Origin of the sequence: Streptosporangium becharense (assembly GCF_014204985.1) — a bacterium.
Lineage (GTDB): Bacteria > Actinomycetota > Actinomycetes > Streptosporangiales > Streptosporangiaceae > Streptosporangium > Streptosporangium becharense.
In genome coordinates, this window is sequence record NZ_JACHMP010000001.1 from 5,021,294 (window position 1) to 5,046,472 (window position 25,179).

General features: G+C 71.6%; 15 protein-coding genes. 11 read left to right on the forward strand and 4 right to left on the reverse strand.

Translation table 11 applies throughout. The features are described from left to right. Positions 1–176 precede the first annotated feature (176 nt). Genes F4562_RS22115 through F4562_RS22125 form a run of 3 tightly spaced genes read right to left on the reverse strand, consistent with a single transcriptional unit; the run spans position 177 to position 5,421 of the window. Positions 177–1,490: a maltokinase N-terminal cap-like domain-containing protein gene (locus F4562_RS22115; protein WP_184545841.1), complete on the reverse strand. Its 1,314-nt coding sequence runs from the start codon at positions 1,488–1,490 to the stop codon at positions 177–179. 4 nt (positions 1,491–1,494) lie between these two features. Next, positions 1,495–3,198, reverse strand: coding sequence for a maltose alpha-D-glucosyltransferase (gene treS / locus F4562_RS22120; protein ID WP_184545839.1), 1,704 nt, complete (start codon positions 3,196–3,198; stop codon positions 1,495–1,497). Between the two features lie 45 nt (positions 3,199–3,243). Then, positions 3,244–5,421: an alpha-1,4-glucan--maltose-1-phosphate maltosyltransferase gene (locus F4562_RS22125; RefSeq protein WP_184545838.1), complete on the reverse strand. Its 2,178-nt coding sequence runs from the start codon at positions 5,419–5,421 to the stop codon at positions 3,244–3,246. A gap of 348 nt (positions 5,422–5,769) precedes the next feature. Here F4562_RS22125 and glgP point away from each other — a divergent pair, with 348 nt between their 5' ends. The 3 genes from glgP to F4562_RS36425 all read left to right on the forward strand — a co-directional run bounded on the left by glgP (position 5,770) and on the right by F4562_RS36425 (position 13,369). Continuing rightward, complete coding sequence (glgP, locus tag F4562_RS22130) at positions 5,770–8,349, forward strand: alpha-glucan family phosphorylase (RefSeq protein WP_184545835.1); 2,580 nt, start codon at positions 5,770–5,772, stop codon at positions 8,347–8,349. Positions 8,350–8,585: 236 nt separating this feature from the next. Next, entirely contained in the window at positions 8,586–9,974 is a 1,389-nt protein-coding gene (locus tag F4562_RS22135) for an FAD-dependent oxidoreductase (protein ID WP_184545834.1), read from the forward strand. A 197-nt stretch (positions 9,975–10,171) separates the two neighbouring features. After that, positions 10,172–13,369, forward strand: coding sequence for a DUF4082 domain-containing protein (locus F4562_RS36425; protein WP_221207634.1), 3,198 nt, complete (start codon positions 10,172–10,174; stop codon positions 13,367–13,369). 25 nt (positions 13,370–13,394) lie between these two features. Here the strand turns inward: F4562_RS36425 and F4562_RS22145 are convergent, their stop codons facing one another. After that, on the reverse strand, positions 13,395–15,203 hold the full coding sequence (locus tag F4562_RS22145; protein WP_184545832.1) for a lysylphosphatidylglycerol synthase domain-containing protein: 1,809 nt from the start codon (positions 15,201–15,203) through the stop codon (positions 13,395–13,397). 67 nt (positions 15,204–15,270) lie between these two features. On the opposite strand from F4562_RS22145, the gene F4562_RS22150 reads away from it, so the two are divergent. From F4562_RS22150 to F4562_RS22185, 8 genes are all read left to right on the forward strand, one after another. Continuing rightward, positions 15,271–16,266, forward strand: coding sequence for an NAD-dependent epimerase/dehydratase family protein (locus F4562_RS22150; RefSeq protein WP_184545830.1), 996 nt, complete (start codon positions 15,271–15,273; stop codon positions 16,264–16,266). Next, entirely contained in the window at positions 16,263–18,062 is a 1,800-nt protein-coding gene (locus F4562_RS22155; protein WP_184854790.1) for a hypothetical protein, read from the forward strand. Before F4562_RS22150 ends, F4562_RS22155 begins: the two co-directional genes overlap by 4 nt. Positions 18,063–18,227: 165 nt before the next feature. Further along, positions 18,228–19,250: an iron ABC transporter substrate-binding protein gene (locus F4562_RS22160; protein ID WP_184545826.1), complete on the forward strand. Its 1,023-nt coding sequence runs from the start codon at positions 18,228–18,230 to the stop codon at positions 19,248–19,250. Continuing rightward, positions 19,251–20,759, forward strand: coding sequence for an ABC transporter permease (locus tag F4562_RS22165; protein WP_184545824.1), 1,509 nt, complete (start codon positions 19,251–19,253; stop codon positions 20,757–20,759). Then, a complete protein-coding gene (locus F4562_RS22170; RefSeq protein WP_184545823.1) occupies positions 20,756–21,772 on the forward strand; it encodes an ABC transporter ATP-binding protein in 1,017 nt (338 codons plus the stop codon). The genes F4562_RS22165 and F4562_RS22170 overlap by 4 nt, the downstream gene beginning before the upstream one ends. Before the next feature lie 430 nt (positions 21,773–22,202). Further along, on the forward strand, positions 22,203–23,606 hold the full coding sequence (locus F4562_RS22175; protein ID WP_184545821.1) for a DUF2079 domain-containing protein: 1,404 nt from the start codon (positions 22,203–22,205) through the stop codon (positions 23,604–23,606). A gap of 165 nt (positions 23,607–23,771) precedes the next feature. Beyond that, positions 23,772–24,002, forward strand: coding sequence for a hypothetical protein (locus F4562_RS22180; RefSeq protein WP_184545819.1), 231 nt, complete (start codon positions 23,772–23,774; stop codon positions 24,000–24,002). Positions 24,003–24,280: 278 nt separating this feature from the next. Further along, the gene (locus F4562_RS22185; protein WP_184545817.1) at positions 24,281–25,051 is read left to right on the forward strand and encodes an enoyl-CoA hydratase/isomerase family protein; all 771 of its coding nucleotides are present in this window, start codon (positions 24,281–24,283) and stop codon (positions 25,049–25,051) included. The last annotated feature ends 128 nt before the right edge of the window (positions 25,052–25,179 follow it).

Consider the following 25,179-nt stretch of genomic DNA (forward strand, 5'->3'; position numbering starts at 1 on the left):
CGGCCCGCGCGATCGACGGCCTCTCTTGCGGAGGACTGGGGAGAGTGGACTGGCTGCGAGACCTCAGTGTGGCGGAGCGACCTTGCCGGTCTCTTTAAACCTCTTGGTCGGGTCGGACCCGGTCGATACGCGGCTCGCGCGGGGGCCTTCGCCCCCGCTCCGGCGGTGCCGGGCCGCTACCGGTCCAGTTGGAAGGCGGCCATCGGGATGGGCAGCCAGGCCGGGCGGTTGCGCGACTCGTAGACGACCTCGTAGGCGGCCTTGTCCAGCTCCAGCGCGCGCAGCAGGACCGCGTCCTCGGCGCGCAGGTGGCCGCCGCCGGCGGAGTAGCCGGCCAGGAAGGACGAGCGGTTGAGCTCGGCCCACTCCACCGCGCGGGGACGCAGATCCTCGGCGTCGGAGTGGTCGGCCAGCAGGTGGCGGGCGGCGTAGTCGAAGGAGCGGAGCATCCCGGCCACGTCGCGCAGCGGGGAGGCGAGCGCCCGCCGCTCGGCGATGGGCTGGCCCGGCTCGCCCTCGAAGTCGAGGATCACCCAGTCGGTGGGGGTCCGCATCACCTGGCCGAGGTGGTAGTCGCCGTGCACGCGCTGCACGTGGATCTCCCGGGCCACGTCGGCGACCCGCTGGTACGCCTCCTCGGCGACGTGGGCGTACTCGCCCAGCTCGGGCACCTCGGCGACCGCGTTGGCCAGGCGGCGGCGGAACTCCTCCGTCATCCGCTTGACCTCCTGCGACTCGACGACCTCCGTCGGGAAGGCGGCGGCCAGCTCGTGGTGGACCTGGGCGGTGGCCTTGCCCAGGCGGAAGGACTCGCCGCTGAAGTCGCCGCCCGCCTCGGAGGCGGAGGGTTCGAAGGAGGCGTACAGGTCGCGGACGCTGGCCAGCGCCAGGGCCCAGCCGTCGCTGGCGTTCGACAGGAACTCCTGGGTCATCGCCAGGGTGGTGGGCTCACCGTCGAGGTCGGTCTCGATCCAGCCGTACGGCTGCGCGATGTGGTGCGTGCCCCGCAGGGCCAGGGCCGTGACGATCTCCAGCTCCGGGTTGATCCCCGGGATGAGCCGGCGGAACAGCTTGCAGATGTAGGTGTCGCCGTACACGAGCGAGGTGTTGGACTGTTCGGCGCCGAGCACCAGGCTCCGCAGGGAAGTGTCGATCTCCACCCCGTCCAGGTGACGGAAGCGGAGCGGGCCGAGGTCGCGGTCGGCGGCCATCGCCTCCAGCAGGGTGCCGGTGAGGCAGGCGTCGTAGGCGGCGTCGTAGTAGCCGTCGCCGATGTGGGCCGGTTTGAAGCGGGCGGACTCGTCGGCGTCGCTGCCCAGCAGGAGCTGGTAGCGGTCGCGTGCCCCGGCCTGACGCACCGAGATGATCAGGTGGCGCAGGCCGGGTGCGAGCTCGACGTCGGAGTCGATCGTGAGCTCGTCTATCGGACGCCCCTTACCGGCGAACCATCGTTGGTGCCTGATCCAGCCGGTAAGGAACTCCGTCAACACGGCTTTACGCCTCCTGGGACGCGGGCGGCAGGGTGAACCAGTAGAACCCATGCCCAGGAAGCGTCAAAAGATACGGAAGCTCGCCAACTGGTGGGAAAGGAACACCGCCCATCGTCTCCACCGGAACCGATCCCTCGAACCGGCGCAGGTCGAGCTCCACCGGCTGGGGGAACCGGGAGAGGTTGTTGACGCAGAGCATCCGGTCGTCGCCGAGCTCGCGCACGAAGGCGAGGACGCTCGGGTTGGAGGAGTTGAGCTCGATGTAGTCTCCGAGGCCGAAGACCGGGTGGCGCTTGCGGATCTCGATCATGCGCTTGGTCCAGTGCAGCAGCGACCCGGCGCTCTTCTGCTGGGCCTCCACGTTGAGGGCCTGGTAGCCGTAGATCGGGTCCATGATGATCGGCAGGTAGAGACGCCCGGGGTCGCAGTCGGAGAAACCCGCGTTGCGGTCGGGGCTCCACTGCATGGGCGTGCGCACGCCGTCGCGGTCGCCCAGCCAGATGTTGTCCCCCATGCCGATCTCATCGCCGTAGTACAGCACGGGAGAACCCGGAAGAGAGAGCAGCAACGCCGTGAACAGCTCAATCTGGTTGCGGTCGTTCTCCAGCAGCGGAGCCAGCCGCCGCCGGATGCCGACGTTGGCGCGCATCCGGGGGTCCTTGGCGTACTCCGAGTACATGTAGTCGCGCTCGTCGTCGGTCACCATCTCAAGCGTGAGCTCGTCGTGGTTACGCAGGAAGATGCCCCACTGGCAGTTCTCCGGGATCTTGGGCGTCTGGGCCATGATCTCGGATATCGGGTAGCGGGACTCCCGGCGCACGGCCATGAAGATGCGCGGCATCAGCGGGAAGTGGAACGCCATGTGGCACTCGTCGCCCCCGGTGGCGGGGTCGCCGAAGTACTCGACCACGTCGGCCGGCCACTGGTTGGCCTCGGCCAGCAGCACGCGGTCGGGGAAGAGCCGGTCGACCTCGGCCCTGACCCGCTTGAGGTAGGCGTGGGTCTTGGGCAGGTTCTCGCAGTTGGTGCCGTCCTGCTCGAACAGGTAGGGGATGGCGTCCATCCGGAACCCGTCGATGCCCAGGTCCAGCCAGAACCGCAGCACCTCCAGCATCGCGTCCTGCACATCCGGATTGTCATAGTTGAGATCCGGCTGGTGGGAGAAGAAGCGGTGCCAGTAGTACTGCCCCCGGACGGGGTCGTAGGTCCAGTTGGACGTCTCGGTGTCGATGAAGATGATCCGGGCGTCCTTGTAGAGCTCGTCGTTGTCGTTCCACACGTAGAAGTCGCCGAACGGGCCCTCCGGGTCGTGCCGGGACGCCTGGAACCACGGGTGCTGGTCACTGGTGTGGTTCATCACCAGGTCGGCGATGACCCGCATGCCACGCTTGTGCGCTTCATCCACCAATTTCACGAAATCCCCGAGATCTCCGAACTCGGGGAGGATCTTCATGAAGTCGGCGATGTCGTAGCCGCCGTCGCGGAGCGGCGACTCGTACAGGGGCAGCAGCCAGAGACAGTCGACACCGAGCCACTGGAGGTAGTCGAGTTTCTGGATGAGACCGCGGATGTCACCGGTGCCGTCGCCGTTGGAGTCGGCGAAACCCCGGATGAGGACCTCGTAGAAGACGGCGTGCTTGAACCAGTACGGATCGCGCGGCTTTTCCTCGTCGAAGGTGTTAGGGATGGGCTCGTTTAGCTGACTCACCAGTGGACTCCCCGCTGTTCTGCCGGTATGGCGTACCCGGCCGGCTCACCGCTGGTTCGCCGCCGCGGCACGCAGACTGAAGACGTGCGCTGGGTGGATGTGGGGATCGAGACGCACGTAGTTGGCCTGCCGCCAGCGGTACGACTCGCCCGACAGCTCGTCCTCCACGACGAACTCGGCGTTCCAGTCGAGACCGAGGGCCGGCATGTCCAGCGACACCGTCGCCTCGTGCGTGTTGTGCGGATCCAGATTCACGACAGCGAGAACCACGTCGCCCAGGCCGTGCCGTCGTGTGGCCGTGTCGTAGGCGCCGGGCAGCCGCTTGGAGAAGCAGACAATGTCCGGATGGTCGACGCTGTGGAACCGTAGATTACGCAGTTCCTGGAGCGCCGGGTGTGCTCTTCGGAACAAATTGAGTTGGGTGATGAAGGGGGCGAGACTGCGGCCTTCTCGCTCGGCAGTTACCCAATCACGCGGTTTGTATTGATATTTCTCACTATCTAGGTATTCTTCACTCCCCGGTCGAACCGGTACATTCTCCGCAAGCTCATACCCGGAGTACACACCCCAGGTCGGCATCGAAAGGGCGGCGAGAACCGCTCTGATACGGAATGCCGGGACTCCCCCGTGCTGTAGGTATTCATGAAGGATGTCGGGAGTGTTGACGAACAGGTTGGGCCGCATGAAGTGCGAGGTCTCGTGGGAGAGCTCGGTCAGATACTCCTCGACCTCGGTGCGGGAGTTACGCCAGGTGAAGTAGGTGTACGACTGGTGGAAGCCGACCTTGCCCAGCGTCCGCATCATCGCCGGCCGGGTGAACGCCTCGGCCAGGAACAGCACGTCCGGGTCGGTGGCGTTGATGTCGGCCAGCAGCCGCTCCCAGAAGGCCACCGGCTTGGTGTGCGGGTTGTCCACCCGGAAGATCCGCACGCCGTGGTCCATCCAGTGCCGCACGACCCGCTTGACCTCCTGGTAGATCCCCTCCGGGTCCTTGTCGAAGTTGAGCGGATAGATGTCCTGGTACTTCTTCGGCGGGTTCTCCGCGTACGCGATCGAGCCGTCGGCGCGGATGTTGAACCACTCCGGGTGCTCCTTGACCCACGGGTGGTCGGGTGCGCACTGCAGGGCCAGGTCGAGGGCGATCTCCATGCCCAGCTCGCGGGCCTTGGCCACGAAGACGTCGAAGTCCTCGAAGGTGCCCAGGTCGGGGTGGATGGCGTCGTGACCGCCCTGCTCCGAGCCGATCGCCCAAGGCGAGCCGGGGTCGTGCGGGTCGGGCGTCAGAGTGTTGTTGCGGCCCTTGCGGAAGCTGTGCCCGATCGGGTGGATCGGCGGCAGGTAGACGACGTCGAAGCCCATCTTCGCGATGGCCGGCAGGCGCTTCGCGGCAGTCTGGAAATTTCCGGACTTGGGAACGCTGTCGCGCTCGATGATCGCACCCTCGGAACGCGGGAAGAACTCGTACCACGACCCGAACAGCGCACGGCGCCGGTGGACCAGGATCGAGCGCCGGGCCGAGCGCGTCAGCAGGTCCCGCAGCGGGTGGGCCCGCAGCAGCGCCACCGTCTCCGGGAGCTGCGCCACCGCGAACCGGGCACGCGGGTCGACCTCCGGGTCGCGCAGCCTGGCCGCCACCTCCAGCAGCGCGGCGCGGTGCCCGCACGCCTGCGCCGGCACGGCCTTGCCCCGCGTGGCCGCGCCGCCGGCGGACTTCCCGGCGGCCTTGCCGCCCACCGCCGGACCGGCCGTCCCGGTGCCTGCCCCGGTTCCGGTCGCAGTGCCGACCGTGGTGCCGGTCAAGGGGCCCGCTCCGGGCCGGCAGTCGGCGGGCCGCACCGCCCTGGCCGCGCGCTCGAACAGCCGGGCACCCTCCTCGCACATCAGGTCGGCGTCCATGCCGCGCGGAATCTTGATGCCCGCGTCGTGCAGCCAGGTGGCCAGGGGGTCGCCCCACGCCTCGACGCGGAAGGTCCACTCGCCCTCGGCGGGCAGCGTCACCTCCACGCTCCACCGGTCGGTGCCGGGGGAGCGCTCGGTCATGGGCAGCAGAGGTCCGCGCACGCCGTCCGGGCCGGTGAGGACCACGCCGGCGGCGACCGCGTCGTGTCCTTCCCGGAACACGGTCGCGGAGATCTCGAAGGTTTCACCTGCGGCGGCCTTGGCGGGGTAACGCCCGCACTCGACCGTCGGGTGGATGTCCAGGATAGGGATTCGTCCGATCATCGCGTCTCAAGGTAGCGACGGCACGCCGGTACCGCCGGAAGAAGTCGGCAAAGGAAGATCTTCATTTTTTCAAGCATCCCCGTGGTCGGCCTCGGGGCAGGGCGACACCCCGTCCCGACGGGTGGCCGCTTCCCGGGACGGCGCGTTCTGACCTGTAGGTCCGTTGCCCCAATAGTCCATCTTCATGCGTACCGGTGGAAGAGTGCGGAACCTCTTACTCTTCGGCGAGTTGCCCGCACAATCGATCATCCGGCTTTGGTGTGTTTGGGGGCGATAGATAGCGGTGAGGTGGAGACCCGTGAGTGTTAGGGTCGCCCTCGTGGCGCTGAGTAACTAGGGTCTGGCCTCGTGAGAGCAATCCGTAGGTTCACCGTCCGCACCGTCCTGCCCCCGGAGCTGGCCGCCCTCGGCGAGCTCGTCCTCAACCTGCGCTGGTCGTGGCATCCGGAGACACTGGACCTGTTCGCAGAGGTCGATCCGGCCATCTGGGAACGCGTCGGCCACGACCCCGTCACCCTGCTCGGCGCCGTGGAGGCCGACCGGCTGCGCGAGCTCGCCGCCGACCGCCGTTTCCTGCGGCGCCTCGCCGACGCGGCCGACGACCTCCGCGAATACATGACCGCCCCCCGCTGGTACCAGAGCATCCCGGACGCCCCGCGGGCCGTCGCCTACTTCTCGCCCGAGTACGGAATCGCCTCCGCCCTGCCGCAGTACTCCGGCGGGCTGGGCATCCTCGCCGGCGACCACCTGAAGGCGGCCAGCGACCTCGGGGTGCCGATCCTGGCCGTCGGCCTGCTCTACCGGCACGGCTACTTCACCCAGTCGCTCTCCCCCGAGGGCTGGCAGCTGGAGCACTACCCCTCCCTCGACCCGGGCGGCCTGCCGCTGACCCTCCTGCGGGAGGAGGACGGCACCCCGATCCACGTCAGGCTCAGCCTGCCGGAGCAGCGCATGCTCCACGCCCAGGTGTGGGTGCTGCAGGTGGGCCGGGTCCCGCTGCTGCTGCTCGACTCCGACGTGGCCGAGAACGACGCCGCCGCCCGCGACGTCACCGACCGCCTCTACGGCGGCGGCACCGACCACCGGCTGTTGCAGGAGCTGCTGCTCGGCGTCGGCGGCGTGCGCGCCATCCGCGCGTACTGCCGGGTCACCGGCCACGCCGAGCCCGAGGTGTTCCACACCAACGAGGGCCACGCCGGTTTCCTCGGTCTGGAGCGCATCCGCGAGCTCACCGAGGCCAGGCTCTCCTTCGACGAGGCGCTGGAGGCGGTCCGGGCCGGCACGGTCTTCACCACCCACACCCCGGTGCCCGCCGGGATCGACCGCTTCCCCGCGGAGATGATCGCGCGCCAGTTCGGCGGCGACAACGCCTGGCCCACGGTCCCCGTCGACCGCATCCTGGCCCTCGGCGCCGAGGAGGAGCCCGGCAAGTTCAACATGGCCGCGATGGGCATGCGCCTGGCCCAGCGGGTCAACGGCGTCTCCGAGCTGCACGGCGCCGTCAGCCGCGAGATGTTCCAGGGACTGTGGCCGGGCTTCGACGCCGCCGAGGTCCCGATCGGCTCCATCACCAACGGCGTACACGCCCCCACCTGGGTCGGCCGCGAGATCATGGAGCTGGCCGGGCGTGAGCTGCCCACCCTGGTCGAGCGTGGCCGGGGCTGGGAGGGCGTCACCAAGATCCCCGACGCCGACATCTGGGGGATCCGCGGGCGGTTGCGCACCAGGCTGGTCGAGGCGGCGCGCGCGCGGCTCCGCCGGTCGTGGGTCGACCGCGGGGCCTCCCCGCCCGAGCTGAACTGGATCGACGACGCGCTCGACCCGGAGGTGCTGACCATCGGGTTCGCCCGCCGGGTCCCCTCCTACAAGCGGCTCACCCTGATGCTGTCCGACCCCGACCGGCTCCGGGCGTTGCTGCTCGACCCCGACAAGCCGGTGCAGATCGTGATCGCGGGCAAGGCCCACCCGGCCGACGAGGGCGGCAAGAAACTCATCCAGCAGATCGTGACGTTCGCCGACTCCGAGGACGTCCGGCACCGCATCGTCTTCCTGCCCGACTACGACATGGCGCTGGGCCGGCTGATGGTGCAGGGCTGCGACGTGTGGATGAACAACCCGCTCCGTCCGCTGGAGGCGTGCGGCACCTCCGGCATGAAGGCGGCGCTCAACGGCGGACTCAACCTGTCCATCCGCGACGGCTGGTGGGACGAGTGGTACGACGGCACCAACGGCTGGGCCATCCCCACCGCGGACGGGGTGGCCGACCCCGAGCGCCGTGACGAGGTGGAGGCCGCCGCGCTCTACGACCTGATCGAGCACGAGGTCGCCGACCGGTTCTACGACCGCACCGACGGCCTGCCCCGGCGCTGGCTGGAGATGGTCCGCCACACCCTGGCCTCGCTCGGCCCCAAGGTGCTCGCCGGGCGGATGCTCCGCGACTACGTGGTCGACCTCTACGCCCCGGCCGCCCGGTCCGCCCGTGCCCTGCTGGACGACGGTTACGAACCCGCCAAGGGGTTCGCCGCCTGGAAGCTCCGGGTCGGTCAGGCATGGCCGGGCGTCCGGGTCGAGCACGTGGAGGCGTCCGGGCTGGGAGACACCCCGGAGGTCGGCGCGTCCCTGGGGCTGAAGGCCACCATCGCCCTCGGCGACCTGGAACCCGGCGACGTACGGGTCCAGGCGGCCTACGGCCGGGTCGGGCTCCACGACGAACTGGTCGCCCCAGGCTACGCCGACCTGACCGTCGACTCCGTCGACGACGGCGGCCGGGCGGTCTTCTCCGGCACCGTCCCGCTCGACCGCACCGGCCCGTTCGGCTACACCGTCCGCGTCGTGCCCGACCATCCCCTGGTGGCGTCGCCGGCCGAGCTGGGCCTGATCGCGGTGCCCGAGGAGCCCGCGGGCATGACCAACGGCATCCTGCGCTGACAGTGAGGATGTAGGTGAACGCCTCCCGATAGAGCTTGGCTCTTGCTCTGACTGACCACGGTGTCTTCAACGGGATCTGTCGGCTCTGTCCGGGAGGCGTTCGCCTGCACTCACACCGAGGTGGAGCCCGGCTCCCGCGCTGACACCGAGGACGCCCGCGGGCGCCCGTCCGGCACCGGCCGGGTGGGTGCCCGCGGGCGTCTCCCATGTCAGGAGGTCGGTATCGTGGGCCCGCTATGGGGAAGAGCGCGGATCTCGTCGTGATGGGTGCCGGGCCGTCCGGCCTGGCCGCCGCCTGGCGGGCGGCGCGGCGCGGGCTGTCGGTGACCGTGCTGGAACGGGCCGGTCACGTGGGCGGGCTGTCGGCGAGCTTCGAGGTGGCCGGGGTCAGGGTCGATCACGGCAGCCACCGGTTGCACCCCGCGACCCCGCCGCACCTGCTGGCCGACCTGCGCGCTCTGCTCGGCGGAGACCTCCAGCAGCGGCCCCGCAACGGGCGGCTGCGGATCGCGGACCGGTTCGTGGGCTTCCCGTTGAAAGTCGGCGAGCTGGCCCGGCGGCTGCCTCCGGAGCTGCTGGCCGGGGTCGCCCGCGACGCGCTCACCGCCCCGCTGCGGCGGGCTCCCGCCGCCGGCGCCGCCTACGCCGGGACGCTCCGGGCGAGCCTCGGCCCCACCCTGTACGAGGCCCTCTACGCCCCGTACGCGGTGAAGCTGTGGGGGCTGCCGGGTGAGGAGATCGACGGCGACCAGGCGCGCAAGCGCGTCACCGCGGACAGCCCCTGGAAGATCGCCCGACGGGTCCTGCGCGGCCGGCCCGACGGCCAGGGCCGGGTCTTCCACTACCCCCGGCGCGGGTTCGGGCAGATCGTCGAGGCGCTCGCCGACGCGGCCGCCGCCGCGGGCGCCGACATCCGCCTCGGCACGGCCTGCACCCGGATCACCCCCGCCACCGGGGGCGTCGTGCTGCACGCCGCGGAGGAGGAGTTCACGGCCGGACGGGTGTTCTCCACGATCCCGATGCCCGCGCTGGCCCGGCTGGTGGAGCCGGGACCGCCGCCGGAGGTCGTCGAGGCCGCCGCCCGGCTGCGCTTCCGGGCGATGGTGCTGGTCTACGCGGTGCACGGGGGCGGCAGGTGGACGCCGTTCGACGCCCACTACCTGCCCGGCCCCGGCACCCCGGTCACGCGTATCTCCGAACCGGCGAACTACCGCGTCAGCGCCGCCGACCCGGCCGACCGCACGGTGCTCTGCTTCGAGATCCCCTGCGCGGTGGGCGACGAGATCTGGACGACCGACGACTTCTCCGGAATCGTCCACGACACCCTCGCCCGTTCCGGTCTGCCCCCGATCGACCTGGCGGAGATCGTGGTGCGCCGGGTGCCGCACGTCTACCCCGTCTACGAGACCGGTTACGCCGCCCACCTGGCCGGGCTGGACGCCTGGGCGGGCACGGTCCCCGGCGTGACCACCTTCGGCCGCCTGGGCCTGTTCGCCCATGACAACACCCACCACGCCATGGCCATGGGCTACGACGCGGTCGGCTCCCTCACCCCCGGCGGCTGGGACGCACCCGCCTGGCGGGCCGCCCGGACCCGCTTCGCCCGGCACGTCGTCGAAGACTGAAGCCCCGGGAAGCCGACCCCCTGTTTTCCCGCGATCAGTGGCGACACGCCCATTTCACGCGGAGCCTCTCATATCACTGATCGTTCCTGAAATGCCTGGTCAGGGCCCGTAGCATGCCTCCCTGAATCGATTGATCACTGCGTTTCCGCCACCCCTTGTCCGGCCCCGCCGCGCAGGGAAGGCGATCGGGGGTGCACGTGTCGGAGCGTGACGGGAAGACCCGGCGAAGGCACCGGCTGTTGCGGATCGGGCTGGTCCTCGCGGCCACCGCCGGTGCGGTGTGCGGGATCGGGAACGGCACGGGCCTGGGGATCGACGCCGACGGCCGGCCGGTGCCGCAGGCCGTCCGGCCCGGCGCGGCCCCGGTGGCCCCGGCGGCGCTGGCGGCTCCGGCGGCTCCGGCCCGGAGCGCGCCGGACTTCGCCGCCCTCGCCGCCGCGGGAGCGCGCCGGCAGGCACGCGAGATCCGCACGGGAACCGGCTCCGGTTCCCGTGCCGGCGTCCGTGCCGCCGGTCGGCGGGCCGCGGCCGCCTGCCCGGTGACCTCCGTCATCTGCGTGGAGAACAGCAAACCCGGCAACCCGGCCAGCGAGTGGGACGTGGTGGGAGCGGGTAGCTCCAACATCCAGGGCTACGCGACGCAGATGAGCGTCAACCGGGGGGAGACCGTCCGGTTCAAGGTGGAGACCATGGCCACCGACTACCGCCTGGACATCTATCGCATCGGCTACTACGGCGGGATGGGTGCGCGCCAGGTGGCGACGGTGCAGCCGTCCGCCTCCCTGCCGCAGACACAGCCCAACTGCGCGGAGGAGACGTCGACCGGGTTGATCGACTGCGGGACCTGGGCGGTGTCGGCCTCCTGGCCGGTGCCGGCCGACGCGGTCTCCGGGGTCTACATCGCCAAGCTCGTCCGGGAGGACGGCAGGACCGGGGCCAGCCACATCATCTTCGTGGTCCGGGACGACACCCGGGGGTCGGACCTGTTGATGCAGACCTCCGACACCACCTGGCAGGCCTACAACCGATACGGGGGCAACAGCCTGTACTTCGGCGCACCCGCGAACCGTGCCTACAAGGTCAGCTACAACCGGCCGATCCGCACCCGCGGCACCAACGACAGCGACGCCCCGGAGAGCTTCTTCTTCAGCGCCGAGTACCCCATGGTCCGGTGGCTGGAGGCCAACGGGTACGACGTGAGCTACTCCACCGGCGTCGACACCGCCTCACGCGGCCAGGAACTGCGGGAGCACCGGGCGTTCCTGTCGGTCGGCCACGACGAGTACTGGTCGAACGAGATGCGGAACAACGTGGAGTCCGCCCGGGACGGCGGCGTCAACGTGGCCTTCTTCTCCGGCAACGAGATCTTCTGGAAGACCAGGTGGCAGCCCAGCATCGACGGCACCGCCACCCCGTACCGGACCCTCGTCTGCTACAAGGAGACGCACGCCAACGCCAAGATCGACCCCAGCCCGGAGTGGACCGGCACCTGGCGCGACCCGCGCTTCTCGCCGCCGTCGGACGGGGGGCGGCCGGAGAACCGGGTGACGGGCACCCTCTTCATGGTCAACGGCACCGTCAGCGACGCGCTGACCGTCCCGGCGGAGTTCGCGCCGCTGCGGTTCTGGCGCAACACCTCGGTGGCGAGCCTCCAGCCGGGGCAGACCGCGACGTTCCCGGCGGGGACGCTCGGCTTCGAGTGGGACGAGGCGCCCGACGACGACTTCGCGCCACCCGGGACGGTACGGCTCTCCCGGACGACCGTGGCCCAGTCGTCGAAGTACCTGCTCGACTACGGCAACACCTACGGGGCGGGGGTCGCCACGCACAGCCTGACCCTCTACAAGGTCGCGAGCGGCGCGCTCGTCTTCGGCGCCGGCACCGTCCAGTGGTCGTGGGGGCTGGACGCCACCCACGACCTGGCCGGTCCCACCGCGGACGTCAGGATGCGGCAGGCGACGGTCAACCTGCTGGCCGACATGAAAGCCCAGCCGGCCAGCCTCCAGCCGGGCCTGGTCCCGGCGACGGCGTCGACGGACACCACCCCTCCGACGTCGACGATCACCAGCCCGGCCGCGGGCGCGTCCCTGCCGCCGGGGAGCGGCGTCATCATCCAGGGGACGGCCGCCGACACCGGGGGCGGGGTGGTGGGAGCCGTCGAGGTGTCGGTCGACGGCGGCGTCCGGTGGCGCCAGGCCACGGGACGCACCAGCTGGCAGTACGGATGGACGCCGCAGGACAGCGGCACCAAGACGATCATGGTCCGGGCGGTCGACGATAGCGGCAACGTCCAGGCGACCCCGACCACGCGGACCGTCACCGTGACCGGCGACTGCCCGTGCACCATCTGGTCGGCCTCCACGGTGCCCGGCGTGGCCTCGACCGACGACAACGCCGCGGTGGAGGTGGGGGTGAAATTCCGCGCCTCCACGGCGGGAACCGTCTCCGGGGTCAGGTTCTACAAGGGCTCGGGCAACACCGGCACCCACATCGGCAACCTGTGGACCTCCGGCGGGCAACTGCTGGCGCGGGCGACGTTCACCGGCGAGACGACGGGCGGCTGGCAGCAGGTGAACTTCGCGACCCCGGTCCAGGTCGCCGCCGGCACCACGTACGTGGCCTCGTACTTCGCACCCGTCGGAAGGTACGCGCGGAACCTGTCGTACTTCACGGGCGCCTTCACGAGCGGACCCCTCACCGCCCTGGCCAGCGGGACGGACGGCGGCAACGGCGTGTACCGGTACGCCACGGGCACCGTCTTCCCCGACCGGACGTACCAGGCGAGCAACTACTGGGTCGACGTCGTCTTCACGCCCTCCGGCTCCACCCCGACCCCGACGCCGACGATCACCCCCACGCCCACCCCGACGATCACCCCCACCCCCACGCCCACGGTCACCCCCACGCCGAGGAGCCTGTGGAGCGACACGACGGTCCCCGCCACCCCGTCGGCGGACGACCCGTCGGCCGTCACGCTCGGCGTGAAGTTCCGGGCGTCGGTGAACGGGACCGTCACCGGCATCAAGTTCTACAAGGGCCCGCAGAACACCGGCACCCACACCGGCAGCCTGTGGACGAGCGGCGGCCAGCTGCTCGCCACCGCGACGTTCACCGGCGAGACGGCGTCCGGGTGGCAGCGGGTCAACCTGGCGACCCCCGTCGCGATCACCGCCGGCACGACCTACGTCGTCTCGTACCACACGACCTCGGGCTTCTACGCCCTCAACAGGCCGTACTTCACCGCGGACTACGTCAACAGCCCGCTCGTCGCCCCGGCGGACGGCGTGTCGGGTGGTAACGGCGTGTACCGGTACGGCACGACGAACGGCTTCCCGTCGCGGAGCTACCAGGCCAGCAACTACTGGGTGGACGTGGTGTTCGTCCCCGGAGGGTAGGCGGGTCCACCCGGCGGTCCCGTGTTCAGGGGGAGTTGAGCTCGCGGTGGACGGCCGGGACGACCTTGCGGAGGTAGCGGCCGAGCCTGATGAAGGACCGGCCGGTGGAGCGGAAGGCGTAGCGGATCGGGACCTCCCGGTAGACGTAGCCCTTGGCCAGCAGGTCCAGGGTGACGACCTGGGCGTAGTTGTAGTCGTGGACGACCTCGGCGGCGCGGGCCGCCGAGGGGGAGAAGGCGCGGTAGCCGCTCTGCCCGTCGGTCACGTCGTGCCTGGTCATCCAGCGGACCCACGCGGTGAGCAGGCGGTTGCCCAGCCGCCGGTGCGGGAGCATCCGCTCGATGGTCCCGGAGAACCGGGAGCCGACCACGTAGTCGGCCGTGCCGTCGAGCACCGGCGCCGCGACCCGCTCGATGTCCTCGGGGAAGTACTCCAGGTCGGCGTCCAGGTAGACCACGGCGGCGGGGGCGAGCGTGACCGCCTCCGCCAGCCCCCGCCGCAGCGCGGCGCCGAGCCCCAGGTTGCGTACCTGGGAGACCACCCTGGCCCCCGCCTCGGCAGCCCGCGCGGCCGAGGCGTCGGTGGAGCCGTCGTCCACCACGATCGTGACCAGGCGGCGTCCGGCGACCGTGGCGGGCAGGCGGCGCACGACCTCGGCGACGGTCTCCTCCTCGTTGAACACCGGGACGAACGCCACCACCGGCGCGTCCGGGGCGATCGGCAGCGGCTCCGGCCGGCCGGGCAGCACCCGGTCGAGCCTCAGCCGGCCGAAGTAACCGGGGGACGGGGTCATGAGAGCGGCACCTCCGACAAGGAGCGAGTAGACCGTTTTGAGGGTGTGGGTGAGCAGGGCGACGGCGAACGCCGGGCCGGGTGCGGCACCGAGGGCGGACAACGCGGCGGTGGCCGCGGCCTCGTAGGAGCCGAACCCGCCTGGGGTGACGGCCACCGTCTGGGCGGCGATGGTCACGGCCGTCACCGCGACCGCCTCGGCCGGGGACAGCGTCACCCCGGCCAGCCGGGCGACCTCGTAGACGACCGCGGACTCCAGTGCCCAGGCCGCGACCGCCGCGAGGAACACCGCCGCGAGCGTCCTCACCGGGAGCGCCTTCTCCGGGGACGCCCTCACCGGGGCCGCCTTCTGCGGAGACGCCCCCACCGGGAGCGCCGCCTCCCGCGCCACGCCGGGCACCGCCACGCCGGGCACCGCCGCGCCGGTGTCCGCCGCGCCGGGACGCGGAGGGTGGGAGCGGGTGCGCAGCAGCCAGGCCCCCGCGGCGACCATGACCAGGACGAGGCCGCCGAGCACCGGCCACAGCCAGGGGCCGGCGAGGGCCGTGACCAGGGCGGGAGCGCCGGCCGCGGCGAGCAGGACCACCGCGACCAGGTCGGCCGACCGGAGGGCGACGGTCGAGGCGATCACCGGGGCGGCCGGCAGACCGGTCCTGCGCAGGACCGAGGTCACCCGCAGCGCCTCGCCCAGCCGGAACGGCAGCACATGGTTGCCCAGCAGGGAGACGTGCAGGGCGGCCCACGACTGGCCGAGGGACAGACCGGGCAGCACCCGCCGCCACGACCAGGCCCGCAGGGCGAAGGCACACCCGTACAACACCAGGGCGGCCGACACCCCGAGCGGGTCGCGCAGCAGTGCCCGCGAGGCCGACGCCAGGTCGGGGCCGGAGACCGCGTGGGCGAGGTAGCCGAGGGCGACGACGAGGACCAGCACCCCGGCGACCCGCCGCGCCGGCTTCAGCGGCGACCGCCCGCCGGAACCGGACGTGGCGAGGCCAGGCGACGTACCAATGGGTACGGGGTCGACCATGAGGGTCCTCACACGACGCTTTATGCTCTCAACAAGTGAGGTTAGGCTACCTTTAGTGATGTTACGGAGAGGGCAGCGGGTGTCATCCATCGTGACCGGGTCCGCCGGGTTCATCGGCCGGATGCTGACCCGTGCCCTCATCGAGGCCGGTGAGCGGGTCGTGGGCATCGACCGGATTCCCCAGCCCGCCGCGCCGGGGCTGACCGTCCTCACCGCCGACCTCCTCGACGGCGACGAACGTGTGCACGCCGCCCTGAGCGGCGCCGACGTGGTCTACCACCTGGCCGGCTGCCCCGGTGTGCGCGACCGCCGCCCCGGTGTCGCCCGGCGCCGTCACCGCGACAACGTCCTGGCCGGAGCCCGGGTGCTGGCCGCCGTGCCGCCGTCCGTGCCGCTGCTCGTCGCCTCCTCCAGCTCGGTGTACGGCGGCGCGCACGGCGGCCGGCCGAGCCGCGAGTCCGATCCGCTCCGGCCCGCGGGCGGCTACGCCGAGAGCAAGGTCCTGCTGGAACGGCTGTGCGCCGAGCGGATCGCCCGTGGCGGCACGACCACCGTGGTCCGGCCGTTCACCGTGGCCGGTGAGGGCCAGCGGCCCGACATGGCCCTGTCGCAGTGGCTGGCCGCCGCCCGCGAGGGCCGTCCGCTGCGGGTGCTCGGCTCGCTCGACCGCACCCGCGACGTCACCGACGTCCGCCAGGTCGCCCGCGCGCTGGCCGACCTGGCAGCCCGTGGCGCGCGTGGCACGGTGAACATCGGCACCGGGCGAGGCCACACCCTGCGCGCGCTGGCCGCCGCCGTGGCGGAGACGCTCGGCGCCGAAGTCTCCTTCGCGGTCGAGCCCGCGCCTCCCGCCGAGCCCGGCGCCTCCCTGGCCGACACCTCCCGCCTGCGTTCCCTGATCGGCTGGGCACCCGAGACCGACCTCCTCGACCTCGTCCGGCGTCAGGCCGCCGCGTCCGCGCTTCCCGGCCCCCGCGCGGGCGAGGCCGCACGGGCCACCGCGGCCGGCCGGTCCCGGCGTCGCGGCGCCGTTCGCGAGCCGTTCGCGCCGTCTCTCCTGGCGAAGGCGACATGAGCGGGCGCCCCCCGGCCCCGGAGACGGCCCCGCCCGCGACGCCGGCGGAGCGGGCCACGACCCGGGCCCCGGCGCGGGCGACGGTATCGGCGATGGTGTCGGCGCCGGCACGGGGGAAGGTGCCGGCGACGGTGTGGGCGGCGGCGCTGGTCGCGGTGGCCGGCACGGTGGCCGCGCTCCTCGGCGCCGGAGTGCGCTCCCGCTTCGGCGGTCACGTGGCGGTCGACGAGCCGCAGTACCTGCTGACCGCCCTGTCGCTCTTCGAGGACCTCGACCTCGACATCACCGACGAGCTCGACCAGCGGCGCTGGACGCCGTGGGCCGGTACCGAGCCGCTGCCGGTCCAGACCGAGGTGCTCGCCGACGGCACCCAGATCAGCCCGCACGACCCGCTGCTGCCGATCCTGCTCGCGCTCCCGATGGGGCTCGGCGGCTGGATCGCGGCCAAGGCGACCATGGCGGTCATGGCGGGGGCTCTCGCCGCGCTGGCCCTGTGGACGGCGGTCCGCCGGTTCGCGGTCCCGCTCCGGCTCGCCGCGGCCGGGGTGACGCTCGCCGCCGTCTCGGCACCCCTCGCCGTCTACGGCCAGCAGGTCTACCCCGAGCTGCCCGCCGCCCTGGCGGCCCTCGCCGCCGTGGCCCTGCTGACCGGTCCCGCCTTCGCACCCGGAGACCACCCGCGCGGCCGGGGCGTCGCCGCCTTCGGAGTGGTGATCATCGCGTTGCCGTGGCTGTCGGTGAAGTACGCGCCGGTGGCCGCGGCGATCGCCGGCCTCGCCCTGTGGCGGCTGTGGCGGATCGGCCGGGGGAGGGCCGACCGGCGGCCGGTGGTGGCGCTCGCCGCCTGGTTCGCCGCCATGGGAGTCGTCTACCTGGTGGTGCACCGCCTCGTCTGGGGTGGCTGGACGGTCTACGCCAGCGGCGACCACTTCCAGGAATCCGGGGAGTTCGGCGTGATGGGGTTCGACCCCAACTACGTCGGACGGGCCTCGCGTCTCGTCGGGCTGATGGTCGACCGGGGCTACGGCCTGGCGGCCTGGCAGCCCGCCTGGCTGTTGCTCCTGCCCGCGGTGGGCCTCGCGCTGTGGTGCCTACGTCCGCGCGGCGCGCTCCGGCACCGGCGCGGCGCGGTGCCACCGGACCCGGCTCGGGTGACACGGCCGGATTCGTCCCGCGTGACACGGCCGGATTCGGCCACGGCGGCCTCGTCCCGCCCGTCCTCAGCGGTCTCGCCCCGTCCGTCCGGCACGGTGCCGCCGGGTCCGCCCTACGCGCTGCCGTCGCGCGCGTCCTTCGCGGCGCTGCTGCTCCCGCTCGCCGCCGGGTGGCTGACCGCGACGTTCGTCGCGCTGACCATGAACGGTCACTGGTGGCCGGGCCGTCAGCTCGTGGTGGTGCTGCCGCTCGCCCTGCTGCTCGTCCTCGTCCTGCTGGCGTCCCGGCCGGGCCGCCTGCGCTGGGCCGGGCTCACGCTGGGCCTGGCCGGAGCTGTCGACTACGCGTGGCTGCTGGCCGACGGGTACGCCCGGCGGATCACCTGGGTGAGCGGTTTCGAACAGGTCGGCTCGCCGCTCTACCGGCTCCTGCGTCCCGTCCTCCCCGACTACCGGCTCGGCTGGAGCGGTTTCTGGCCGCTCCACCTGACCTGGGTGCTCGTATCCGTCCTCCTGGTCGCGTACGGCATGCCGTACCTGCTGAAAGGAAGATCCGATGAAGAAGACCCCGATCCGCGCCGTGGCGGCGATGCTGGCGATGGCCGGCGCGCTGACCTTCGGCGTGGCCGCCTGCGGCGGTGAGAACGACGACGACGGCGGCGGTTCCTCCAGCTCCAGTTCCTCGGAGTGACCGGACGCCCCTTCGGGACCCCGCCGGGTGCGGGGCCCCGAAGGAGCGCGTGCGCGGGCCCCGGCCGCGCACGCACACAGCGGAAACAGCAGTAGCAAGCAGAAAGAAGTAAGCCCATGTCGTTGCACAGGCTGGTAGCCGCCGCCCTTCTCCCCTTGGCGCTGCTCGCGTCCGCCTGCGGCGGCGGGGGAGACGGGGCCGAGGACTTCGGTGACGACTCCCTGGTGATCTACTCCGGACGCAACGAGAACCTCGTCGGCCCGCTGCTCGACAAGCTGAAGACCGCCACCGGCCTGGACGTCCAGGTCCGCTACGGCGACAGCGCCGAGCTGGCCGCGCAGATCCTGGAGGAGGGCGCCGACACCCGGGCCGACCTCTTCTTCTCCCAGGACGCCGGGGCGCTCGGCGCGCTGAGCGCCAAGCAGATGCTCGCGCCGGTCCCGCAGGACCTGCTGGGCCGGGTACCGGCCGAGTACCGTGGCGTGGACGGCACCTGGGTGGGCGTCTCCGGCCGGTCCCGGGTGGTCGTCTACGACCCCCGCACGGTCACCGCGCCGCCCAAGAGCGTCTTCGAGCTGACCGACCCGAAGTGGCGGGGCAAGGTCGGCTGGGCGCCGACCAACGCCTCGTTCCAGTCCTTCGTCACCGCGATGCGCGTGGTCTCCGGCGAGGACAAGGCCAGGCAGTGGCTGGAGGCGATGAAGGCCAACGGCACCCAGACCTACCCGAACAACGTCGAGATCCTCAACGCCGTCGACGCGGGGAAGCTCCAGCTCGGCCTGATCAACCACTACTACTGGTATGAGAAGGTGGCCGAGAAGGGCGCCGGAGGAGTGCCCTCCAAGCTGGCCTACCTGCCGGGCGGTGACCCGGGTGCCCTGGTCAACGTCGCGGGTGTGGCCACGCTGAAGAACTCCAAGCACGCCGAGGCGGCCCGCAAGGCGACGGACTACCTGCTCGGTCCCGACGCGCAGAAGTATTTCGCCGAGACCACCAAGGAGTATCCGCTGATCGCCGGGGTGGCGACCGCCCCCGGCCTGCCGCCGCTCGACTCGCTGAAGGGGCCGGAGGTGGACCTGTCCAAGCTCGACTCGCTGGAGCAGACCATCACCCTCCTGCAAGACGTGGGCCTGGTCTAGATGCCGTCTCGCCGGATTCCCGCGGGGCTGCTCTGGCCCGCCGGGGTGACGGCGGCGCTGGCGCTGCTCCCCGTCGCCTACCTGGCGGTCCGCTCGGTCGAGGGCGGCTCGGCCGCCGTGGCCAGGACCCTCCTGCGGGCCAGGACCCTGGAGCTGGCCGTGCGCAGCCTGGGCCTGGCGGCCGTGGTGACCGCGCTGTGCGTGATCGTGGGCGTCTCGCTGGCCTGGCTGGTGGTCAGGAGCGACCTTCCGGGCCGCCGCGTGTTCGGCATCCTCGCCGCGCTGCCGCTCGCGGTGCCGTCCTACGTCGCCGCCTACACCTGGGTGGCCTCCTTCGACCTGGAGGGGTTCGCCGGGTCGGTGCTGGTGCTCACCCTGTGCAGCTATCCCTACGTCTACCTGCCGGTGGCCGCGGCGCTCAGCCGGATGGACCCGGCCACCGAGGAGGTCGCCCTGTCGCTGGGCCGCAGCCGCTACGCGGTCGTGCTGCGGCAGCTGCGGCCCGCCGCGGCGGCGGGCGGGCTGCTGGTGGCGATGTACGTGCTCGCCGAGTTCGGCGCGGTGGCGATCATGCGTTTCGACGTCTTCACCACGCAGATCTACACCTCCTACCGGGCGGGCTTCAACCGGACCCCGGCTGCGGTGCTCGGCCTGCTGCTGGTGCTGATCACGCTCGTGATCGTCGCGGCCGAGTTCCGCACCCGCGGCCGGGCCGCGTACGCCATGCGGGGCGGAGCGGCGCGCAGGCCCCCGACGATCCGGCTCGCCCCCGGGCCGAAGGCGCTCGCGCTGGCCGCCTCCGCCGCGCTGACCGGGCTGGCCGTGGGCTTCCCGCTGGCGAGCATCTGCTACTGGCTGCTGGGCGGCTCGTCGGCCCGGCTGGATCCGGCGGACCTGTCGGCGGCGGTGGGAGCCACGCTGGGGGTCGCGGCGGCGGGCGCGCTGCTCACCACGGCGCTGGCCGTCCCGGTCGGGATCATCGCGGCGCGCCACCGAGGCCGGACCGCGACCTTCCTGGAGCAGTCCACCTACGTCGGGCACTCGCTGCCCGGCATCGTCATGGCGCTGTCGCTGGTGTTCTTCGCTGTACGCTACGTCCCGGCGATCTACCAGCGGTGGCCGCTGCTGGTGATCGCCTATGCGGTGCTGTTCATGCCCGCCGCCGTCGGCGCGGTGCGGGCCTCGGTGCTCCAGTCGCCGCCGGTGCTGGAGGAGGTCGCCCGGTCGCTGGGCCGCACCCCGCTCCAGGCGGTGCGTACGGTGACCCTCCCGCTGGCCCTGCCCGGGGTGCTGGCCGGGGCCGCGCTGGTGTTCCTGACCGCGATGAAGGAACTCCCGGCGACCCTGCTGCTCCGCCCCACCGGTGTGGAGACCCTCGCCACCCGCCTGTGGACGGAGACCGGCTCCGGCGCCTACGCCGCCGCCGCACCCTACGCCGCCCTGCTGATGCTTCTGGCGGCGGTCCCCGGGTTCCTCCTGGGCCGCCGCTCCCTGGAGGAGACCCGATGAGACTGGTCGTCACGGACGTGACCAAGGCGTTCGGCGCCACCCGGGTGCTGCGTGGCGCGTCGCTGACCGTGGAGGAGGGCGACCTGGCCGCGGTGCTGGGCCCGTCCGGCTGCGGCAAGACGACGCTGCTGCGGATCGTCGCCGGGTTCGAGAGCCTCGACACCGGTTCGGTGCGGATCGGCGACCGCGAGGTGGCCGCCCTGCCGCCGGAGCGGCGGAAGGTCGGGATCGTGCCGCAGGAGGCGGCGCTCTTCCCGCACCTGTCGGTGGCGCGCAACGTCGGCTTCGGGCTGCCGCGCGGTTCGGCGGAACGCGTCGAGGAGTGCCTGGAGCTGGTCGGTCTGGAAGGCATGGGTCACCGCATGCCGCACCAGATCTCCGGCGGGCAGCAGCAGCGGGTGGCGCTGGCCCGCGCGCTCGCCCCCCGCCCCGGCGTGGTGCTGCTGGACGAGCCGTTCAGCGCTCTCGACCGGTCGCTGCGGGTGAGCGTCCGCGACGAGGTGCGGGCGGTGCTGAAGCGGGCGGGGGCCACCGCCGTCCTGGTCACGCACGACCAGGAGGAGGCGCTGTCCATGGCCGACGTCGTCGCCGTCATGCGTGAGGGCCGGATCGTCCAGGAGGACGCCCCCGCCTCGGTCTACGCCGAGCCGTTCGACCTGGGCGTGGCCACGTTCGTGGGGGAGGCGGTGGTGCTGGCGGCCACCTCCGAGCACGGCGTCGCCTCGTGCGAGCTGGGCAGCCTGCCGCAGCGGGCCAACGGCGTCTCCGGGCGGGGAAGGGTGGCACTCCGGCCGGAGCAGTTCGTGCTCCGCGAACCGGGGGAGGGCACGGCCGGGCTGGTCCGGCGGGTGGAGTTCTTCGGGCACGACGCGGCGGTCACGGTCGTGCTGGACTCGGAGACGGTGATCAGGGCTCGCACCCGGGGCGACGTGCCGTACCGGCCGGGTGACCGGGTGGGGATCGCGGTCGAGGGACCGGTGCTGTTCTTCGCCGAGGAGGAAGCCACCCGCTGAGGGGCGTGCTGCTCCCGCCTCACGGGTTGTTCTTCACCGGAGGACCGCCTCACCCGCAGGGAGAGCGCCGCCGGTCCGGTGGCCGTCGCCGATCCGGGGCGGGTCGCGGTCTGCCGCCCGAGCGGTGCGGGCTCCGCCGACCCCGATGCGTCGCGCTGATTCCGGCGGGCCGGGTACGCCGGGAGATTTATCGCTATGCATCCAGCTTTCTTTATTTTCGCGAACGGTGTCCGGATAGCAGGGTGTAACGGTGCCGCTCTTTTTCGGGTTGTCGGTCGTCGCGGTAGGAATTTTATACTAAATTTCTGATTATAGTGGGCGTTAGGGACAAGTAAGAGGTCGTGGCATGCTCCGCCGCATGACTTCAATCTCGTCCCTTATGGTGCTTCGTCATCGGTGTGCCATTGGACTAATATGCTCGACGGCATTCGTGGCCTACGTGATATTAGGTCTGGTCGAGTTCCACACTCTCCGGACCGGGGTCTACGACCTGGTCATCTTCGACCAGGGGGTTCGGGGGTATGCGAATTTCGGCCTGCCCACCTCGTTCGTCAAGGGGAACTGGCAGCAGCTCGGATCGGCGTTCCCCTTGCTGGGGGATCACTTCTCGCCGATCCTCGCTCTCCTGGCCCCGCTGTACTGGATTCACGACGGCCCGGAAACGCTGGTCGTGGCGCAGGCCGGCGTGCTGGCTCTGGCGGTGCTCCCTTTCTGGGTCTACACGCGGCGTGCCCTCGGAACGAGGGCGGCATATCTGCTGGGTGTCGCCTATCTCCTGTCCTGGCCCGTCGCCGAGACAGTGGACTTCCACTTCCACGAGTACGCCTTCGTGCCACTGATCACCGCCGTCCTGTTCGAGAGGATGCAGGCGGGACGCCGATGGCATGCCCTGGCGGCGGCGGTGGTCCTGCTGCTGGTCAAGGAAGACCTGTCGCTCTTCGTCGTGGGGCTCGGGGCCGGTCTTCTCCTCGTCCGGGAGTGGCGCCGCACGGGAGCCCTGATGATCCTCGGAGGGGCCGGGTTCCTCTGGCTGGCCGGCTATGTGATCATTCCTGCCTTCGGTGGAACCCCCGGCCGTTACTGGTACTACAGCGGGTGGGGGGAGGACCTCGGCGAGGCGGTGGCGCGCATCGTGACCCACCCCCATGAGGTCCTGGGTGTCCTCTCCACGCCGGACACGAAGGTGTGGACGGTCCTGTTGCTCTTCGCCCCCCTGTTCTTCCTGCCGCTGCTGTCGCCGTACGCGATGGCGCCGGCGGCCCTGCTGGCCGAGCGCATGCTCGCCACGGATCCGGGTGCCGCCGGCTGGTGGGGAACCCGTTACCACTACAACGCCGCCGTCGTCATGGCCCTGTTCTGCGCCGCAGTGGACGGTGCGGCGCGGCTGCGGCGGATGACGGAAGGACGGCGGTTCCACTGGTCCGTCCCGTCCTGGGCACCGGCCGTGGCGGTCACGGCAGCGGTGATCATGCCGTTCTTCGCGCTCGGCAACCTGTTCACGCCGAGCTGGTACGGGGCCGGCCCCCGGCACGCGGCGGCCGTGGAGGCCATGCGCCGGGTGCCGGACGGCGTCCTGGTGGAGGCGGCCAACGCGCTGGGGCCGGGCATATCGGCGCGGACCAGGGTCGTGGCCTGGGCTGCGAAGACCGCCGCGCGACCCGAGCGGGCCCCGTGGATCCTGGCCGACCTGAGGGCCCGGCAGCCGCACTTCGACTCGGTCGAGGACCAGGCGGAGGACGTCGGACTGCTGCGGCAGCGCGGGTATCGCGACGTCTTTTCTCAAGACGGATATGTTGTCTTATGCAACCCTTCGGTGGATGAAGCGTGCGGATGACGGAATCCTGCACCATCACGCCGGGGTGAACCGGTGGCGAACGGCCGGCGGTTCCCTTGACGCGGACCACCGCCGGCCGGTCGGAGATGGCCGGCGGCGTCGCGGAGACGACCGCACATGCCGATCCCATCCGGAATGACCGGATTACCGATATCGGGTGCGTCGTTGGACGTCTCCCTTGTCGAGAAGGCCGGCCGGATCGGGAGAAGGTACGGCACGGACGTGCAGGAGTGCCTCCGGCGGCGCTTCTCCACGGACGACCTCGATGAGTGCGTGTCGATCCACCCCTACCTGCGCGCCACCAGGGAGAAGCGCGAGACGGGGGAGGAAGGGGCGCCGCCGGTCGTGGACAGGGGACGGGACGCCGGTGAGATGTCGGGACGTTGTCGTGCGTAACGGTCGCCCGGATTTCCAGGCAGGGCGGCTGAATTCAGCGAGAATTCAGCCGGAAATTCTAGACCGGGCGTTCGGGACGCGGCCAGGGAAAGGGCGGTGGAAAACACGGCGCAAAGCACAGAAACCCCGGAAAGCCTGGAAAGCCCGGAAAGCCCGGAAAGCATGGCCTGCCCGGGGGCCGCACCGGGCCACCGCCTATGTTGGATCCCGGCGCGTGATCGGCGGCGCGCCGCCCGCGCGGTGGCGTGCCGCGCGGTGGAATCGGCGGAAGGACTGCGATGGGTGAGTTCGTACGGGTGGAGGCGGCCGACGGGGTCGCGACGATCAGGCTCGACCGGCCGAAGATGAACGCGCTCAACCGGCAGGTCCAGCTGGAGATCGCCGAGTGTGCCCGGCAGGTGGACGCCGACCCGGACGTGCGCGCCGTGGTCGTCTACGGCGGGCGGGTCTTCGCGGCCGGCGCGGACGTCAAGGAGATGGCCGACATGCCGTACGCCGAGATGGCCGCCCACTCCGAGGTCCTGCAAGACTGCTTCACCGCCGTCGCCGGGATCGGCAAGCCCGTCATCGCCGCGGTGACCGGGTACGCGCTCGGCGGCGGCTGCGAGCTCGCCCTGTGCGCCGACATCCGGATCGCCGGCGAGTCGGCCAAGCTCGGTCAGCCGGAGATCCTGCTCGGCATCATCCCCGGAGCCGGGGGCACCCAGCGGCTGCCCCGGCTGATCGGCCCGTCCAGGGCGAAGGACCTCATCTTCACCGGCCGCCACGTCTCCGCGGACGAGGCCCTGCGGATCGGCCTCGTCGACCGGGTCGTGCCGGACGACGACGTGTACCCCGAGGCCCTCGCCTACGCCGCCCGGTTCGCCGGCGGCCCGGCCCTGGCGCTGCGCGCCGCCAAGAAGGCGATCGACCACGGTCTGGAGACGGATCTCGGCACCGGCCTGGAGATCGAGCGGCTGCAGTTCGCGGGACTGTTCGCCACCGACGACGCAAGGGCCGGCATGCGGGCGTTCGCCGACCGTTCCAAGGCCGAGTTCACCGGCCGTTGACCCCCGTCCGGAGCGGTCGGCCGACGCCGGGTTCACCGGCCGACGCCGGGTTCACCGGCCGACGCCGGGTTCACCGGCCGGTGACGTTTCGTCCGGGGTGACCGGTTAACGCGAGGTTCACCGGCCGT

Bases quoted from the DNA above. Each gene is read 5' to 3' on its own strand.
- F4562_RS22125 (WP_184545838.1), bottom strand. From the start codon at position 5,421: ATGATCGGACGAATCCCTATCCTGGACATCCACCCGACGGTCGAGTGC.
- F4562_RS22135 (WP_184545834.1), top strand. From the start codon at position 8,586: ATGGGGAAGAGCGCGGATCTCGTCGTGATGGGTGCCGGGCCGTCCGGC.
- F4562_RS22155 (WP_184854790.1), top strand. From the start codon at position 16,263: ATGAGCGGGCGCCCCCCGGCCCCGGAGACGGCCCCGCCCGCGACGCCG.
- F4562_RS22160 (WP_184545826.1), top strand. From the start codon at position 18,228: ATGTCGTTGCACAGGCTGGTAGCCGCCGCCCTTCTCCCCTTGGCGCTG.
- F4562_RS22165 (WP_184545824.1), top strand. From the start codon at position 19,251: ATGCCGTCTCGCCGGATTCCCGCGGGGCTGCTCTGGCCCGCCGGGGTG.
- F4562_RS22170 (WP_184545823.1), top strand. From the start codon at position 20,756: ATGAGACTGGTCGTCACGGACGTGACCAAGGCGTTCGGCGCCACCCGG.
- F4562_RS22185 (WP_184545817.1), top strand. From the start codon at position 24,281: ATGGGTGAGTTCGTACGGGTGGAGGCGGCCGACGGGGTCGCGACGATC.